The sequence below is a fragment of the Paenibacillus tarimensis genome (assembly GCF_021532315.1).
GTDB lineage: Bacteria > Bacillota > Bacilli > Paenibacillales > Paenibacillaceae > Paenibacillus_I > Paenibacillus_I tarimensis.
This window is the reverse complement of sequence record NZ_JAKGAO010000014.1, coordinates 1-17,698: the sequence shown is the minus strand read 5'-3', so window position 1 is coordinate 17,698 and position 17,698 is coordinate 1. Positions and strand designations below refer to the sequence as shown.

The 17,698-nt window shown below is 52.1% G+C and carries 10 protein-coding genes; 2 read left to right on the top strand and 8 right to left on the bottom strand.

Features of this window, described 5'->3' with window-relative positions:
- Positions 1–128: 128 nt before the first annotated feature.
- The 5 genes from L1N82_RS16120 to L1N82_RS16100 form a co-directional block, all read right to left on the bottom strand.
- The gene (locus L1N82_RS16120; RefSeq protein WP_268822013.1) at positions 129–698 is read right to left on the bottom strand and encodes a C40 family peptidase; all 570 of its coding nucleotides are present in this window, start codon (positions 696–698) and stop codon (positions 129–131) included.
- Between the two features lie 394 nt (positions 699–1,092).
- Complete coding sequence (locus L1N82_RS16115; protein WP_235288482.1) at positions 1,093–1,506, bottom strand: GNAT family N-acetyltransferase; 414 nt, start codon at positions 1,504–1,506, stop codon at positions 1,093–1,095.
- Between the two features lie 27 nt (positions 1,507–1,533).
- Positions 1,534–2,499 (bottom strand): quinone oxidoreductase family protein, encoded by a 966-nt coding sequence (locus L1N82_RS16110; protein WP_235288481.1) that lies wholly within the window; start codon positions 2,497–2,499, stop codon positions 1,534–1,536.
- Between the two features lie 113 nt (positions 2,500–2,612).
- Positions 2,613–3,377, bottom strand: coding sequence for a VOC family protein (locus tag L1N82_RS16105; RefSeq protein WP_235288480.1), 765 nt, complete (start codon positions 3,375–3,377; stop codon positions 2,613–2,615).
- Between the two features lie 50 nt (positions 3,378–3,427).
- Positions 3,428–5,008 (bottom strand): RNA polymerase sigma factor, encoded by a 1,581-nt coding sequence (locus L1N82_RS16100; protein ID WP_235288479.1) that lies wholly within the window; start codon positions 5,006–5,008, stop codon positions 3,428–3,430.
- A gap of 429 nt (positions 5,009–5,437) precedes the next feature.
- On the opposite strand from L1N82_RS16100, the gene L1N82_RS16095 reads away from it, so the two are divergent.
- Positions 5,438–8,014 (top strand): glycosyl hydrolase, encoded by a 2,577-nt coding sequence (locus L1N82_RS16095; RefSeq protein ID WP_235288645.1) that lies wholly within the window; start codon positions 5,438–5,440, stop codon positions 8,012–8,014.
- A 324-nt stretch (positions 8,015–8,338) separates the two neighbouring features.
- Here L1N82_RS16095 and L1N82_RS16090 read toward each other — a convergent pair whose 3' ends face one another.
- Positions 8,339–9,739 (bottom strand): serine hydrolase domain-containing protein, encoded by a 1,401-nt coding sequence (locus L1N82_RS16090; RefSeq protein WP_235288478.1) that lies wholly within the window; start codon positions 9,737–9,739, stop codon positions 8,339–8,341.
- Positions 9,740–10,159: 420 nt separating this feature from the next.
- Between L1N82_RS16090 and L1N82_RS16085 the strand changes: the two genes are divergently transcribed.
- The gene (locus L1N82_RS16085; RefSeq protein WP_235288477.1) at positions 10,160–11,497 is read left to right on the top strand and encodes an alpha/beta hydrolase family protein; all 1,338 of its coding nucleotides are present in this window, start codon (positions 10,160–10,162) and stop codon (positions 11,495–11,497) included.
- A 108-nt stretch (positions 11,498–11,605) separates the two neighbouring features.
- Here the strand turns inward: L1N82_RS16085 and L1N82_RS16080 are convergent, their stop codons facing one another.
- Both L1N82_RS16080 and L1N82_RS16075 read right to left on the bottom strand, forming a co-directional pair.
- Positions 11,606–15,181: an S-layer homology domain-containing protein gene (locus L1N82_RS16080; RefSeq protein ID WP_235288476.1), complete on the bottom strand. Its 3,576-nt coding sequence runs from the start codon at positions 15,179–15,181 to the stop codon at positions 11,606–11,608.
- Positions 15,182–15,874: 693 nt separating this feature from the next.
- Positions 15,875–17,698 (bottom strand): condensation domain-containing protein (locus L1N82_RS16075; protein ID WP_235288475.1); only part of this gene is annotated, 1,824 nt, incomplete at its 5' end.

Genomic DNA, 17,698 nt, shown 5'->3' with positions numbered 1-17,698 from the left:
TCAAGTAAAAAGAAAACCCGGATTTGGTAAATGGGGATTGCCCCTTTTCCAACCCGGGTTTTTCGCTGTCTAGTTTAGCTTCGATTCTATTAAACCGCTGCTTTCAGATCGGTCTGTCCATAACGGAGCTACAATACCCTGCGGGCACTGACGTAATGCTTCGACCACCAGCCAGAGTTGATCTCGTTAATAGCGATTCCATCCACGGATGGAGCATTATGAATAAATTTACCGCCGCCCATATAGATGCCGACGTGATTGATGCTGCCGTTATTATTGGTATCGAAAAATACGAGGTCGCCTTTGCGCAGATTCTTCTTGCTTACGGCAAAGCCCTGACGCTTCTGGTCTTTCGTTCCCCATTTCAAATCCACTCCGGCTTTGCCGTAGATAAACTGAGTAAACGAGGAGCAGTCGAAGATGAGACGGTCTGGGTTCCGGGTACCAAAATCGTAGCTGACCCGGCCTCTGTAACTCATGGCAAGCTCTATAATCCGGTCTGCCTTGGATGAGCTGCTGACGGAGGATTTGCCGCCGCTGTAATTCGTATAGTCAGCGTTTGCCGAGACATATCCCGTTCTGCCCTGCTGCGTTCTTACTTTAAGCCAATAGGCATTCACCTTTGATATGACATGTATAGATTCCCCCGTCTTCAGCATTCGTATTCTTTCTCCGCTCAAGCTGGGTTCCGTCCGCATATTTACACCGGAAGTCACTTTAGTTTCATAGGATGTGGCGGCTGATACCGCCGGGGCTTGTCCAAAACCAAAGGCCGTTATACTAATTGCCGCACATAGGCTGGCGGTGATGATTCTCCGTTTTAATGTTCCCGGTTGCAATGTTGTTTACCTCCTAGTGTGTTGTCTTACCAACCCACTATAGCAGTTTTAAAACAGCCTAATATATTCCACGGAGAAAGCAAAGCTTAATGGGACGGGATCTATAGCGCTATATGAGAATATCATGAGAGTTGTCTAATGTATGGAATTGAGTAAACTTTCTAATCCACTTAGTCTACAGAGAATTTGCGATTATGTATCAGCCTGGAAGCAGCACAGCAGGCACAGTAAGATGAACAGACCTCCAGCGACTTTAATAACGCTTAAACATTCCAACGGACTTGGGGGCGGTATACTCAAATCCATACTGCTTGTACAAGCCGTCTGCCGGAACATCTGCAATGAGACTTACATAGGAATCCTTCGGCGCATTGGTATCCAGATAGTTCATTAACTCCGTCATAATCATCTTGCCATATCCCTTTCCCTGATAATCCGGATCAACAGCGATATCTACCACTTGATAAAAGCACCCGCCATCCCCAATAACCCTCCCCATTCCTACCAGCTGTTGATCAGGGTTTCTCAAGGTCATCACAAATATAGAATTCTGCAGGCCAATCTTGGCCCCGGCCAAATCCTTTGGGCTCAAACCGGCTTTGACTCTAAGGACATTGTATTCCTCAGGGTCAGGTGCCCTATGGGATATCTCGATATCGTTCGTCATGCTTCATCCCCCCCCAAATAGTTACATCTAAGTGATCCGAAGACAGATCTTGCCCGGATAATGCTGCTCAAGCGCGGCATGGCATGCCGCGGCGTCCTTAAGCTCAAAGGTATGTGCTATGTGGACGGTTACGCCTGCCCGGATGAAGGAGTCAAGCTGCTGAATGATCTCCGGATCAGGATCGCCGTTATACCCGTTGATAGTCTTGTCCGGCCGGGCCTGAGGCTCCGGGTGTATACCGTTTGGATAAGCTATCCGTCCGCCCTTGCGGACATACTGAACTGCTGCTTCCGCCTGCCCGCCACCGAAAGTCAGCAGTGCGGCATCGAAGCCCTGTGGCGCAAACTGCCTAGCAGCAGCCATCCAGTCTTCTCTCCGCCCGTCTATGGCCGTACCAGTGATAAGCTTCCTGACCACCGCTGTCCCATCCTCGCCCGAGGCCATTGCAAAGACCCGGGCTCCTATACGATCCGCAAGCTGTGCCGCCAGGTGGCCGATACCGCCGCTGGCACCTGCAATCATTATAGATTCTCCTTCTCTAAGCTGTAAAATATCCTGAATACCGCGCAGCGCTGTCAGCCCCACGCCAAGGATTGCACTAGCCTCTCTTAGCGGCATGCCTGCAGGAATGATGGAGACATGCCCCGCATCCACCGCTGCATATTCGGCATAAAATCCTCCCTTGGGATTAAGGAAGCCTGCTGCATATACCTTGTCTCCAATTTGGAAACCAGTAACCTCATCGCCTAGTGCCGCGACCGTACCGGCTCCTTCTGAACCCAGCACATATGGGAATTCAGGCTTAAGCCCGAGCATCTCCGCGTATCCGCCCTTCCGTTCGAATGTATCCCACACGCCGACGCCCGCATACTCCACATTCACTAGAACCTCGCGAGGCCCGATCTCTGGAATGGGGATGCTGCCCAGCTTAAGTTCCTCCGGACCACCAAACCTCTCAATGACAACAGCTCTCATTTCGTTAGGAATGCTCATATCTCCTGCCTCCTCTTTGTCGTGGTCACCGCATTATAACGCAGCAACCCTGACAGCTTATCTGTCAGGGTTGTTGGATTTTGAACGGCAGGGAACGAATCCTCGGCAGATTCTTAGGCGCAAATCATGATCATGTTGCCCTCGATATCCTTCACCATAAAGTAATGATCATATTGAATATCCCGTACAATATCAGCCCCTTTATCTACCAGGAACTGATAAGCCTCCTTAATATTATCGGCCCTCAGCATGAATGTCGGATATTCGCTGAGGTCTGTGTTATTCCGGTTATCGTCCAGCAGGATACCTGTTCCGTTATCCATGTCGAACCAGTAAATCGGACCGCCGTCCACGCGTTCGGGCTTGATCGGCTGGTTAAGCAGGCTGCTGTACCACTCTGTAGCACGCTTTAAGTTCTGGACAGGCACTACTATACTGCGAATATGATTCTTCACCGGGTGATGCGGGCTGGAAGGGACGACGGGCGACGGATTGACCCAATCTGACTGGGTGATCATGAGGACATTCCCCTCGGAATCCTCTACATTAAAATACGACAAGCCCGGGTGCGGCCGCTGAATATCCAGCACAACGGGGATGTCGGACTCCTTCACGAATGCATACGAACGGTTAATATCGTTCGACTTCAACATATATATCGGGTACTTTGCCTGTGGCATGTTCCGGTGGTCATCCAGCATCAGGTTGACATCGTTGTTCATATCAAACACATAGAACGGCGTATTCTCGTCAAATTGGTCCAGGGGCATGTTCAGCAGCTCGGAGTACCATTCAGCTGTCTTGCGCAGATTCTCTACATGAATAATCGAGCTTCCGATGACCGTTATTCCCGAGCGGTTCGAGACGATTGGTTCCATAGAAAATTCCTCCTTGTTTTGTTGATCTACTTATTAGACGGAGGTCTCAGCTATTTTCTATCATCATCTGAAGGAATGTTATTTAAAATTTTCTCCAGCAACCGGATTCCATCTGTTTCCGCTGCCTTTACTTGCTCAAGAAGCTCTATGGTTTGCGCGCCAAGATCAAGCTTGTACCCCCGCATGCCATACGGGAAAGACGGGTAAAGATTCACGTACAGCTTCCGGACCTGCTCGAACCGGTCAATCGCGAGGTCCAGCAGTCCTCCAAGAACAGACCTCGTTCGGAAAGGCTCTTTTGTCGCCAATAGTTTCAGGTAGGCCACCGCATGCTCTCTTGCCTCTGCTAATTGGGCCACTTGATAGGCGTGGGAGACCGGAACCACTTCTCCATTTCGCACTGCTTCAATCCATGTGTCATAAGCTTTCAATCCCTGCACATAGCCCGGCACAGCCGGCTCCTCCCCCAAGGCATGAGCTACGATAGCCTCCAAGGCGTACGCATGGGACGATCCAGACAATTCAATAGGCCGGGTACCTTCTAAACCAATGCAGGCCACGAACAAATCGCTCTCATTGGTCAATCTGCCAAGCGACTCGTACGCAATCTCTCTTGAATGCCCTGATGCATCCCGGCAATAGAAGCGTCTCTGGTCATCGTCGTAGCCATACATTAATCCGAATTCGCCCTGCACCAGATTCCATACCATAGCCGGGACACCATGATCGACCGCCTGGTGAACAATGTGAAGCGAGCGCAGGAGCAGCTCCGGCGTCAAGGAACAGTCCGGCTCTCCAACCCCCAGGGAAGAGCAGCCTAGCAAGCTGGCCGTCCTCTCCATTACAGCCTTCCAATTATAAATCATACTGCTGCTGAATCCGACGTCCTCCGTCACTTGGATTCGAAATGCCTGCCCTGAAATTCCCATCACCTCACTGAGCGAAAGGGAACGGTAGGGCGTATATTGAAGCACCTCGTACATCACACTGCCCAAGGAAACGTACCTCATGCTTGTTCGCGGAAACGCAAGCAGGCTGCTTCCCGGGCAGCCGGATTCTCTTCTTTGCAATGCGTAGCGTTCGGTTTCCTGCGTGTAAATGTGATCCCGAAGCTTTGCCTTTGCTCTGGAGAGTACATTATAAATATTAGGGACGGTTAGTTGGTGACGTTCGGCAATTTCCTGCGGCGACAGATTCCGAAAAAAATGATCATTGAAAATGATTTGGCTTCTTTCACTCAACGAGGAGGAAATCGTTCTCACCGACTCAAGTGTTTCTTGGTCGATATACCGCAGCTCGGGATTGAATGATTCACCCGCAGACAGCTGTTCCGTCAACTCGCTCCCGCAGCTTGCCGAACGGTTTTTGCGTAGATGATCGATCGCCTTATTCATCACGATACTTTTCAGCCAAGGAATGAAACGATCTGTCCGTTCCAAGGTTTCCAGGTACAAATAGGAGCGGATAAAAGCATCCTGAACGATGTCCTCCGCAAGGTAGGTATCCTTCGTAAACCGGTTCGCCCATGAAACCGCCTTCATACGGTGCATGCTTACTAGCTGATTAAAAGCTTCCCGTTCTCCGCTCTGCGCGCGGGCAACCAGTTCCTCGTCGGAGCTTAATTCCTCCATGAATGTTATTCCCGCCTTCATATCCCATATACTTCTATTATAAAGATACTATTTTTGCGGCAGCAATATAAAAGAAGATAAAAACCGGATAAGCCCGCAAACCATCGGTGCCTATTCACATCTGAATCCACTTCCATATCGTTCGCAGCATTAACGATGTCACTCCTGGATTTAGTCATCGGCTATTGTCAACTCCTTAGCATTTGGAATTGACTTATAATCTCCTTAAATAATCGTTTTATGCCTTGAACAGCCCAAAATCAGCGGATGAGGTGGGGAAAACAAAGAATAACACGGGACAGATCAAAGACAACCAGCTGGATGTATTTACATAATTTAGTGCATATGTTATGTTGGCTGTGAAAGCGCTATCACAATTTGAGGACGGCGCTATTCAATCACTCTCTATAGGGAAAGGAAGATGAAATGATGAACATGTTGTTCAAGAAGGCAAGCGCAATGATGCTGGCAATCACTCTGCTGCTCGGATTGATGGCAGCGCCCGCCCGTGCAGACACCGCACTCTTCACAATTGAAAGCGAAGACGCACAGCTCAGCTCCGACCTTCAAGTGGTGACCCAAGTTTACGGGCAGCCGAAGCCCGGATACTCCGGGAGCGGATTTGTCTGGATGCAGAACTCCGGCACCTTAACCTTCGAAGTGACGGTCCCGGAAGCCGGCTTGTATGCCATCTCCATGCGCTATATGCAGGAGCTTAGTCCAGACGGCAGGGTTCAAAACCTAGCTGTTAACGGTGTTACCAAGGGTGCCTATATGCTGCCCTACACGACCGCATGGTCAAATTTCGATTTTGGCTTTCATAAGCTGAAGCAAGGAAGCAACACCATCGAACTGAAGGCCGGTTGGGGATTCGCTTATTTTGACACCTTCACCGTAGATTATGCGGATCTTGATCCACTCGATGTACAGCCTGTCCTTACCGATCCTCAGGCTACACCGGAAACGCAGGCTTTAATGAATTACTTAACCGATGTTTACGGCAATCATATCATCTCAGGCCAGCAGGAGATTTACGGTGGCGGGAATGACGGCAATCACGAGCTGGAGTTCGAATGGATTTATAATCTAACCGGTAAATATCCGGCAATCCGCGGCTTCGATTTGATGAACTATAATCCGCTGTACGGATGGGAAGACGGGACAACCGAGCGGATGATCGATTGGGTCAATAACCGGGGCGGGATCGCGACAGCCAGCTGGCATATCAATGTACCCCGGGACTTCAATGCCTATGAGCTTGGGGAATTTGTAGATTGGAAGGAAGCCACCTACAAGCCGACGGAGACCAATTTTAATACAGCCAATGCGGTGGTTCCCGGCACGAAAGAACATCAATACGTGATGATGACCATTGAAGATTTGGCGGAACAGCTTCTGATTCTGCAAGAAAATGGCGTACCGGTTATTTTCCGTCCTTATCATGAGGCGGAGGGCAATGGCGGGTTGAATGGTGAAGGCGCGTGGTTCTGGTGGGCTTCGGCTGGCGCTGACGTTTACAAGAAGCTGTGGGACCAGCTCTATACCGAGCTTACGGAGACGTATGGCTTGCACAACTTGATCTGGACCTACAACAGCTACGTTTACAGCACTTCTCCGGCATGGTATCCCGGCGACGATCAGGTGGATATTGTCGGCTATGACAAATACAATACGATCTACAACCGCCATGACGGTTTGTCCGGCGTTCCCAATGAGGATGCCATTTCCTCGATCTTCTATCAGCTTGTTGATTTAACGGACGGTGCGAAAATGGTGGCCATGACGGAGAACGACACCGTGCCAAGCCTGCAAAATCTATTAGAGGAAAAAGCGGGATGGCTCTACTTCTGCCCTTGGTATGGCGAGCATCTCATGAGTCCCGCCTTTAATTATCCGGAAACCCTGACAACGCTGTATCAAAGTGACTATGTCATCACATTGGATGAGCTGCCTGATTTAAAGGCTGATAATCCAACTACCCCAAGCGCATCCATCACACCTGCAAACATCGAATTTGACAAATACTCCCCTAATCAAAGCGACCAAGCCATAACTGTAAATTTGAACGGCAATACATTAACCGCCCTCCGCGCTGGCGCCAATGCACTCACTGTAAATCAGGACTATACCTTGAGCGGAAGTGAGCTGCTGCTGACAAAATCATTCCTTGCCCAGCTGCCGGTTGGCGAGCATTCCATTGTTTTGGATTTTAATCAAGGAAAAGATCCCGTATTAAAGGTCACCATTGTCGATTCCACACCGGGAGCAGCGATTTCACCCGTGAATGCGGCATTTGATAAAGCGGCGAATCTGCAGCAGGATATCTCCGTATCCCTGACCTTAAACGAACAACAGCTTACAAGCATTACGAATGGAAATTATACACTTGAGCCGGGCAAGGATTATACCGCATCAAGTACTGCTGTCGTTCTGGGCAAATCCTACCTTGCCACGCTGCCGGTGGGTCAGAGCACGGTTACCTTTCATTTTAACGGAGGAAATAACGCTGTTCTTACCCTAAATGTTACGGACAGCAGTGCTCCAGTGCCCGCGGGAGACTTGACGATCCAGGCTTTTAACGGCAATACAAGTGCCTCCACCAACGGAATATCGCCCAAGTTCAAAGTAATCAACACCGGTGATTCGGCCATTCAGCTTCGAGATGTCAAGCTTCGGTATTACTATACGATTGACGGGGAGCAAGCACAGAGCTTCTGGATCGACTGGGCCAGTATCGGAAACGCGAATGTAACGAGCAATTTTGTTAAACTGGAAGCTCCGGTTAATGGAGCCGACTATGTTCTGGAAATTGGCTTCACAAGTTCGGCTGGAACGCTCGATCCGGGCCAGAGCGCAGAAATCCAAGCCCGCTTCTCCAAAAGCGACTGGTCCAACTACAACCAGGCTGACGATTATTCGTTCAACGCATCCAGCAAACAATTCGCAGACAACGAACAGGTTACCGGATATATGAACGGTCAGCTTGTATGGGGGATTGAGCCGTAAGGAATATGGGTTGGATCGGGGGTTATCCCCTGCTCCAGCCCTTTATTGTTGGGCTAAGTGTTAGGATAGCAGCTTGGCGTAGTCCTTACTCTTACGAAGAGAGCGGCTGGCTGCCGCTCTCTTGTACTGAGAAACGTTCGAGATAAAGTGCTGCTATCGTTACTTCGAACGCTTCTGTATACCGCTTAATCCTTGATCGTCCGGATGGTTAGATCTCGACAGTTTATGCTTGGGATTGTTTTTATCAGGTCTTGTTTTCGTGCTCATGTGTATCGTTCACCTCCTGTCTTACTACGTAACAAGTATTTCTCCAAACCGGTGCCCTTATGAATGTAAAGGATGCTGTTTGTGGCGGAAGCTTTGAAGGATCAATACCGTTTTTAATATTCCGACCGCCAGCAATATGACGGGTATAACGAACATGAAATGGCCAATGCCGACTAAGAAGACAAAAATAACGGACCACGGGACTAACAGTTTCGGGACGGTCAGCAGAACGACTAGCGGGATTACAACATTCAACAGCAGGATCTCCGATCCGCTAATGACAAGCTTCACTCCCGTTGGTTTAAACTTGGATTTCCATGTTAGGAGTGTGTAGACAGAACGAGCTGTATAGGCCAACACGATCAATGCAATGAATCCGATGATCAGATACGTTTTATGAGGATCGGCTATGTTTACCTGGGGTTCGCTGCCTTGTATAATGCTGCTGACCCCTTCCATCAATTGATCATATGAATCAATGTGAAAGAAGTCTATTGAATTGATAAGCAGGACAATCCCATAATCGCCTTCCAGAATTACCTTCGAATAGGTATTCTCAGTCGAACCGTCGTGATAGATCCTGTTCTTGTTGACTGTCCATCCCATGGCGTAAAACTGGCTGCCCCACATGGCGGCGGCCGGACGGTGCATGAGCTCCGCGCTTTGCTCGGAAACGATGGAAATGCTGCCATAACGCCCCTTGTTCAATTGGGCTATTAAGTAGTTGGTCATATCCTCCGCACTGGAAATCAAATAACCGGATGGTACGGTACCCTGATGACCACTCTGCCGGGTAGGAAGCATGAAGCCAAAGACTGGCTGATAACCTGCTGCCAAGCGGCTGGTCACATCATCAGGGGAACCGTGGCTATGCTTCATATGGAGCGGGATAAATATATGCTTGTTTATATACTCTGCATAGCTCATGCCGGATGCTGCCTCGATTATCCCGCCGAGAATATCATAATTTAAATTCGAATATTGAAATACCGACCCTACAGGTTCAGTTAACTCTGTCCGGCTGAGACTCCGCAAGTGCTGCTCGATCGGTCTGTCTCCTTCGGCCAGCGACTTTTGCCCGTCATACGTAGAGAGCCCGCTGGTCTGATGCAGAAGGTGTTTAACTAATAATTGTGCGGATGCGGCTTCATCTGCCAACCGAAACCACGGCAAGTACTGTTGTACAGGTGCTTCCAGATCAATCTTTCCCTGATCCACCAGCTGCATAATGGCCAGTGCGGTAAAGGATTTACTGACGGAACCGATCACAAAGGAGGTCTGCGGCGTCACCGGTTTGTTATCTGGGCCTGCATAGCCATATCCTTGCTGGTAAATCAGCTGATCGCCTTTAACGATCCCCAGGGCGGCGCCCGGAATATCAAGACGCTGCATAGCGGTGACGATAAAATCATCGATTTTGCCAGTGTCGATGTCTGAATGATCTGCACTTGCTTTCACAGGAGCGCTTATACCTATCATTATGGCCATACAAGCTACAAACAGTTTCATCCCAGTTGTAAATCGTTTGATAGACGTGTTCATAGTTACCCTCGCTAAACTTAGATTCTGTTAAGCGTTACTGGTCTTCTCCAGCCCCGCATAGGGTCAGTATAGCTGTCCAAAATGACTCCTCGGTGACAGGAGCGGTGACAGTTTAGTCACTTGGCTATGCAATCCTAGAGCGGTGCGCTATTACCCCATGGCGACTGGGCTATCATAATGCGCTTGTTTGAGTTCCTGTTGCTAACCTCGAATACAATCATCATTATCTTGTTATTCTTCCAAGCCCCGCGTTACCGGCTAGCTGCTAATCTCAGCAGTTGTGCAGGCCTGCTCGTACTGGCAGTCCATAGTATTGTCGAAGGGCTCCGATGGCAGATGTCTTTATCTTATGTTATGACTGTGCTGTTCTGCGGCTTAGCTCTATACCGCTTCAAGCGAATGAGCTCCGTTAGCAGGAAACCACGTATTGCTCGTATCGCAATGATCATTATGGGATTACTGGCCAACATGTTCACGGCCCTTCTCGCCTATGCGCTGCCCATTCCTGAACTTCCTGCCCCTACTGGGAGCTATCCTGTTGGCACACTCACCTTCCAATGGACGGACATGGGCAGGAAGGATCACTATGCAGCCGATCCCGGGGAGAATCGGGAACTGCTCGTTCAAGTCTGGTATCCCGCCGAGCAGCAAGACAAGCGTGAGTCATCCTCTCTGATGACAGCAGATGAACGGCAGATTTTCGCCCAGCAGTTGGGCATTCCGGCGCTGCTGCTCGATTATTTCAAATACGTGCCGAGCCATGCCGTAGTGAATGCGGAAGTCTCCAATACCCGCCAGCAATATCCGCTTATCCTCTTTAGTCATGGTTATAGCTCATCGCGTCTGTTCCATACTACCCAGGCCGTCGAACTGGCCAGCCATGGCTTTATCGTTGCTTCCATTGATCACACGTACGGCACATCCGGAACCATCTTCCCTGACGGCAGCATAAAGCCCTTTCGATTGTCAGATGACCAATTCGAGAGTTCGGAAGCCTATAGGGATCGTGTGGGCCAGGTCTGGTCGGACGATATCTCCTTCGTTATCGATCAACTTGAGCGTTTAAAAGGCAGACAAACGGCAAGCCAATTAGCAGGCAGATTAGATATGGATAGGATTGGCGTAATCGGCCATTCTTTCGGCGGCGCCGCTTCCTATGATGCCATTTTCGATCCGCGAGTCACAGCGGGCATTAATATGGATGGCACTCTTTTTGGATTTAAGGATCAGTCAGCTTCTGCGAAACCTTTCTTATTCCTGTACTCGGAAGCTGCCCAAGAGGCCATTGACTTAATTCTTAGAACGTCTGCATTCACAGACGCCCAGTTTGAAGAGATCGGAATAACGAAAGAGGAGTTCGAAACGGAGGCGAATTATACATTACTAGAGATGAAACATATCCAGAGCCTGTTGAACAACAAAGGCGAAGCCTTCTACATTGCAGGGACGGGACATCTGAACTACACCGATATTCAGTTTGTCTCTCCCCTTCTAAAGTATATTAGTCTTACACTTACGGGCAAGCTCAGTCCCGAGCGCACAGCTAGGATCGTTAATGAGTCAATTGTTCACTTCTTTAAGAAAAATCTTATGGAAGAGATAGATAGCAATGCTGATACAATGGACCGGATACCCGAGCTTCATGACATGACTGATTTGTTCGATAACGATTAGTACACGTGTTACCAACCAATCAATTATCTCGTTCTTGCCATAATCAGGTGTCATTTTAAATTCTAAAAGCCGTTCCGATCAAATCGGAACGGCTTCTTTCGAATGCTTCTATTCGTTGATGAAACTTAGATTCTGCAGCATACGGTGGAGCACGACGACGCATTGTGCACGTGTCGCTGGGGATTTCGGCGCGAAGAAACTCTTCGAGGCGCCTTCCATCACCTTCGCTTGAAGCAGTCTGCCGATCGAAGGCATCGCCCAGTCGGATATAGCATCGACATCCTCGAACGACGCTGCGGAGGCAGTTGTTGCTCCGGTCTGCTCCGCGGCAGCAAAGACGATCGCCCGGTCGATCATCGCCGCCATCTGCTCGCGCGTAATCGCTTCGTCCGGACGGAACGTCCTATCCTTGTATCCGGCGACGAGGCCCGCATCGGCCGCCGCTCCCACCGCGCCGGCAAACCAGGCGTTCGGCAATACGTCGGCGAAGCTTGCCGTGCCGGACGTCTCGGTGATGCCTAGCGACCGCGTCAGCAGCGCCGCGAATTCGGCGCGAGTGACCCGACCCTCCGGATCAAACTTCTGATCTGACTTGCCGTCCACGATCAGCTTGCTCGCGAGGCGCTCGATGTCTCGCTGCGCCCAATGCCCTTGGACGTCGGAGAATGACCTCTTCGAGCGAACTACGGCGTAAAGGCTGTTATGCTTCGAATAAAACGCTGCCTCGGGAACCCCTTTTGCTGCGGTTCGGAACACCGAAGGCATGGATTGCGGCGATGTTTCGCCGTCCAGGCGTACGACGGTCGCCATGTCTGGATCGGGCTCGTCGCTGAGTGCGATCGTGCGTACCGTGTAAGCTCCGCCCGGCTCCTTCAATTCCTTCTCATCGAGGTAAATCGCAAAATCAACGGGTTCGGCAAGCAACTCTAGTCCTAGCTTCGCCAGGTCGTCCTTCACGGCGCTTGTGCCGGCTTCCGAAGACATCGCGATCGCGATCGTGACGACGCTATTCTCCGGCAACACTGGCCAGTAGCTAAGCGGAAGCAGGTAGCCGGCGCCGTTTATCTTAAGCTCCAGCGCGGCTTCGGGCCGGCTCTGTCGCACTTGCTGAAGCGCGGCCGCCGGAAGATCGAGTTTCACGATCAAATCTTCGTTGTCGAACGTGATAATCGCGAGATCGCGGGTCTTGAACAGGGTGTCGATCACCGTGGCGTCCGCGATCAAACGCAGGACGCTGCGGCCGTCGGGAGCCGTTTCTTTCTTAAAGGTAAATTCGAGCTTCCCTCCGTTCCAATCGATCCAAAGCTTATCGGACGCTGGCCATACCGCTGTCGTCGGGCCAGCAGCACCGTCTTCCGAATCGGAGGCCGTCAGTCTGAGTGCGCCGACATCGGCGGTCATTCCCGCGACGACGGCGACCGCGACCTCCTTCGCAGCGTAGCCGGCTGCTTCAACGCGAAGCGTCCTAGAGCCCTGCGGGATGTTTGCGAGCACGAAGCCTCCCTCTGCGTCGGTCATTATCTGCGCAGCTCCGATGGAGACGGCCGCTCCGACGATAGGCGCGCCGCCCGTGCCGTATACCGCACCCGTCACGGTGCCGACGTTCGGCGGCGGCGCCAAAACGGTAACGTTCACGCTGTCCGTGAACGAGCCGTCCACCGTCGTGACGGTGACGACGGCGATGCCCGGAGCGACGGCGGTGACCTCGCCCGCGGCGCTCACCGTCGCAACGGTGGTCCGATTCGAGCTCCAGCTGACGGCAGGGTGGGAGGCGCCGGCCGGCTGAACCGTCGCGGTCAGCTGCCGCTTCGCGTCGCCTATGGTCATCGAGAAGTCGTTGTCATCGATGTGGACGCCGTTCACGGCGATCGGCGAAAGCTCCAGGGCGATCGTGCCGACAGCGACCGAATCGCCCGCTACAATGGTGACCGCGACGTCCTTCGTGACGTAGCCGGCCGCCTCGACGTGCAGCATTCGGGCACCCTGCGCGACGTTCGCGAACGCGAAGCCGCCCTCTGCGTCGGTGCTCGTCTGCACGGCCCCGATTGAGACGGTTGCTCCGACGATAGGCGCGCCGCCTGCGCCATATACCGAGCCCGTTACCGACCCGACGGACAATTGGATGTGGCTCGCTTCCAGCAACACACTCCCCCAAGCCCGAATGCCCGTGATGTCGGCTTCGTAGAGGGTTAGATAACTCCCGACGCTCGCAGCTGAAATATCGTCGCCCGGCGCGTATTCGATCGCCTCCGAAGGGAGCGCGTCGCCGACCAGCGGCCGGGCGACGGCCGCATCGGTTAGCGTGTAGTAGAAGGCATTCCCTGGCGAGCCAAGCGTCGCGGAAACCTTCATCGTGCCGTATGCGGCCCCCGGTTCGATCGTGAAGCCTGCCGGCTCCGGCGCGTACGCTTCGACGATAAGCTCAAACGTCTTCTGGGCGGAGAGGCCCCCCGCGTCGACGGCCGTCACGACAACATTGAACGAGCCGGTTTGCTTCGGCGTTCCCTCAAGCTTGCCGGAATCGTCCAGCGTTAAACCGTTCGGCAATCCGGTCACACTCCAGTCGAGTGCAACGTCCGCGCCGGCGAATGCCCCAAGTGTAAACAAATAAGGCTCGTCTTTAATTGCAGAGGGCAGCGTTTCCGTGACGATCTCATGCCGTAAATACGGATACCCGTCATTCACGTTCGAGTGGATCGCCCACGTACTTGTAAAATCCCAGCCGGTATAAGTTGAAGCATCCATCATCGAAGCGCTATTCCGTCCGGTCGCCCCGCTTGCCCCCCCTTCCGACGAGCCGCTCGTATCCTGATCATAGTAGGAGTTCGAGACGGCGTCCGTGTAATTGGCAAAGCCGATGAAGCCGTTCACCAGCTTCCCCGGGTCTAGCTCCGGCGTTACGTTCGGAACGTCGCCGGTCGAATAAGCGCGCTCGATCGTGCCGTGGATCAGGAAACCCGCGAATCCGCCAGCATAGAGATAAGGCGTCGAAGACCCGTTGGACACCGCGCCTCGCGCATAGGCATCCTGGACCTGTCCCGCCCCTTTGCTGGCGACTAAACCCGCGGCGTATTGATTGGCCACCGAACCGGTAAAGACGGATGCCGTCGAGAAAGAGCGGGAAATGCTCGCATTGTTCGACGCGCCGACGAGACCCCCGGCTGCCGAAACGCTCCCCTCTGGCGGCTTCCCTCGTACGATCCCCGTCGAGAATGAGCGATCGATATTGCCGCCGCTCTGAATGCCGGCCAATCCGCCAGCGTAAATACCGGCGTAGATGTCGACGGACACGCCGACGTTCTTCACGATGCCTGTCGTTTCGCCGAAAAATCCGGCATATATGTAGTTGTCTCCGGCGTTGTCGGCGATCGAGATGCCGGTAATGCGATGCCCGCCGCCGTCGAACGTGCCGCTAAACGGCGCGGCGCCGTTTCCGCCGAACGGTTTCCAATTGTCGACCCCGGTAAGGGCTATGTTATTCATTAATCGAATGCTGCTGCTTACATAGTCGGCTTGATGCTTGTCAATGTACAGGAGCTGTTCGGCGGTAGACACCTCTACCCAGCCGCCGACGACGGGCGGCAGCGCGTCGTCGGCCGCGAGTACCTGGGGAGCGAGCCAGACTGGCGGCAGCGCGAGAGACAAGACGAGCAGCCAAGCGAACGGGAGATAATAACGTTTCATTCGGATCGGGCCTCCATTATCGTGCAAACAATTTATACAACTGCTAAATAGTATACAATAGATCATAGATTCCAAATATTTCGTTTTTGTTTCAACCATTATCGCCTCCCGAAATCGCTTATCCATGACGTGGCGAACGACGCGCTCGCCGTCGACTCCATTCTCCGGAGGAAATCGGCGGCATCCTGATGCTGCAGTGGTATATCATGATGACCGACGGTTGGCGGGGCATCATGGTGTCGAGCGACCAGCAGCTGGTATTCGGCTTTCAAAACTTGGGGAACGTCGGCGAGATAACGAAGCGATTAATAGTTGGAGGAAAGCATGAAAAGATCATGGGTGATATTTATTCAGTTAAATGTAGTATTTTTCCTTATCGCTGCCTTCTTATTGTATGAAGGTACAAAAGAATACATCATTGATGTAGTGGCAACCCTATATGTCCTTATTCCAATTAAAATTAGATCTACACTTGCCTTATTACCGGTCTCATAATTGCCTGGAGAGAACGCAAATTTGGATTAATGATATCATTTCCGCTTATCTATTTAACCCTGGATTACTTCGTTTCAATAGTAGTCAGAAATTGACTGCTTTTCTATATGGATCTTTGGTTTACACAGACTAAAAGGGAGCCCTCGGGCTCCCTTTTAGTTACTCAGCGGCACTTGCCGTTCCAAGCCGGGTAAGGAATTAGAAGAAAATATCAATTGCCTCTAGCACATCTTGCTCCTGTTCGGATTGCCCGTTCAGGGAAATATCCTTCAACAGCACCGAAGGCTGTTCACAAATTTGGGTGATGATCACGAGCAGGTCCTGAGCGAAATTGTCGATCAGATTGCGCGTAAACAACTTGGTGGCATATTCAAACTGCCCGTTCATCCCCTCATCCAGTAATGAAATGATCAAGGTAAGATCAAATGGGGAAACCGTATGCGTTTCCGGATACGATTCGATCTTGATATCCCCGAAGCTTTGAACATTATCTTCCTTGGTTTCCAGAGCAAACATGACATCGAATACAGGATTGCGGCTTTGATCCCGCGGCGCCTGCAGCTTTTTCACAAGCTCCTCGAACGGATAATCCTGGTGGTCGTAGGCCCCCAGCATCGTTTCTTTGACTTCGTTCAAGTAAGCGAGGAATGTCTTCTCCCCGGACGGATAATGGCGAATCGCCAACGTGTTGACAAACATTCCGATGAGCGGCTCCAGGTCAGCATGTGTGCGGCCCGAAACCGGCGTGCCTACAATGAAGTCTTCTTGTCCCGAGTACTTGCTGAGCAGGATCGAATAAGCCGCCATTAACACCATATAAAGGGTGGCGCCGTTCTCATCGGCGATGCGCTGCAAGCTGTCGGCCATCTGCTTGTCGATGCTGAAGGGCAGCACATCTCCCTCAAAGCTGCGAGCGGCAGGTCTGACAAAATCCGTAGGCAGTTCAAGCGTCGGCAGCTCACCTTCCAGCACGTCCAGCCAGTAGGCTTCCTGACGCTTCAGCCGCTCTTGTACAGGTTCGGACTGCTGCCAAGCGGCGAATTCCTTGTATTGAATCCGAAGCGGTTCCAGAGTCTCACCGTTATACAGGCGCAGCAGCTCTTCGACGAAGATGCCCATCGACATGCCATCCGTGACGATATGATGAATGTCCAGCATGAGCAGATGCCGTTCCGTCTCCCATTCGACTAAGCCCACACGCAGCAGCGGCGGCCGCTCCAAATCAAAGACGCGCACAAAGCCGTCTACGATGCTCTTCGTTTCACTTTCCGACGCTTTCGTATACTCGACGGCAAACTTTAAATCCGGATAAATCCGTTGTACCGGTTCGCCGTCGACCAGTTCGAAGCCGGTACGCAAAATTTCGTGACGAGCTATCAATCCTTGGAGCGCCGCCTCGAATTGATTCCGTTCCAAGCGCCCGACGAGAACAGTCATGCCGGACATGTTATAGCCAAGCTCGGCGCCTTCCATCTGCTGCTGGATGTACAGCCGTTTTTGCACGGAGGAAAGCGGATAGTAATCCCGCTTATCCAAAACAGGAATGGATAGGTGTTCTTGCCGCTCCAATTGGCTGATCGCTTCGGCCATCGCTTCGATGGTCGAGTGCCGGAACACATCGCGCAGCGGCAAGTCCACGCTCAGCTCCTTGTGCACCTTGCTGACCAGCATCGTCGCCCGCAGGGAGTGCCCGCCGAGATCGAAGAAGTTGTCCGTCACGCCAATCGTGACCGGCCCAAGCACGTCCTGCCAAATGGCGGCCAGCTTCGCCTCCAGTTCGGTGCGCGGCGCTACGTATTCGCGGCCTCCGCCTGCTCCCCCTTCCGGCGCCGGCAGCGCCTTCCGGTCGATCTTACCGTTCGGCGTCAGAGGCAAGCGCTCCAGCTCCACGAAGTACGACGGGATCATGTACCCCGGCAGCTCGCTGGCAATCGCCCGTTTCAGGTCTGCCGCTGTCAGCTCGCCTTCCGTTGTATAGTACGCGCACAGCGCCTTCTGCCCGTTCGCGTCACTTCGAACCAG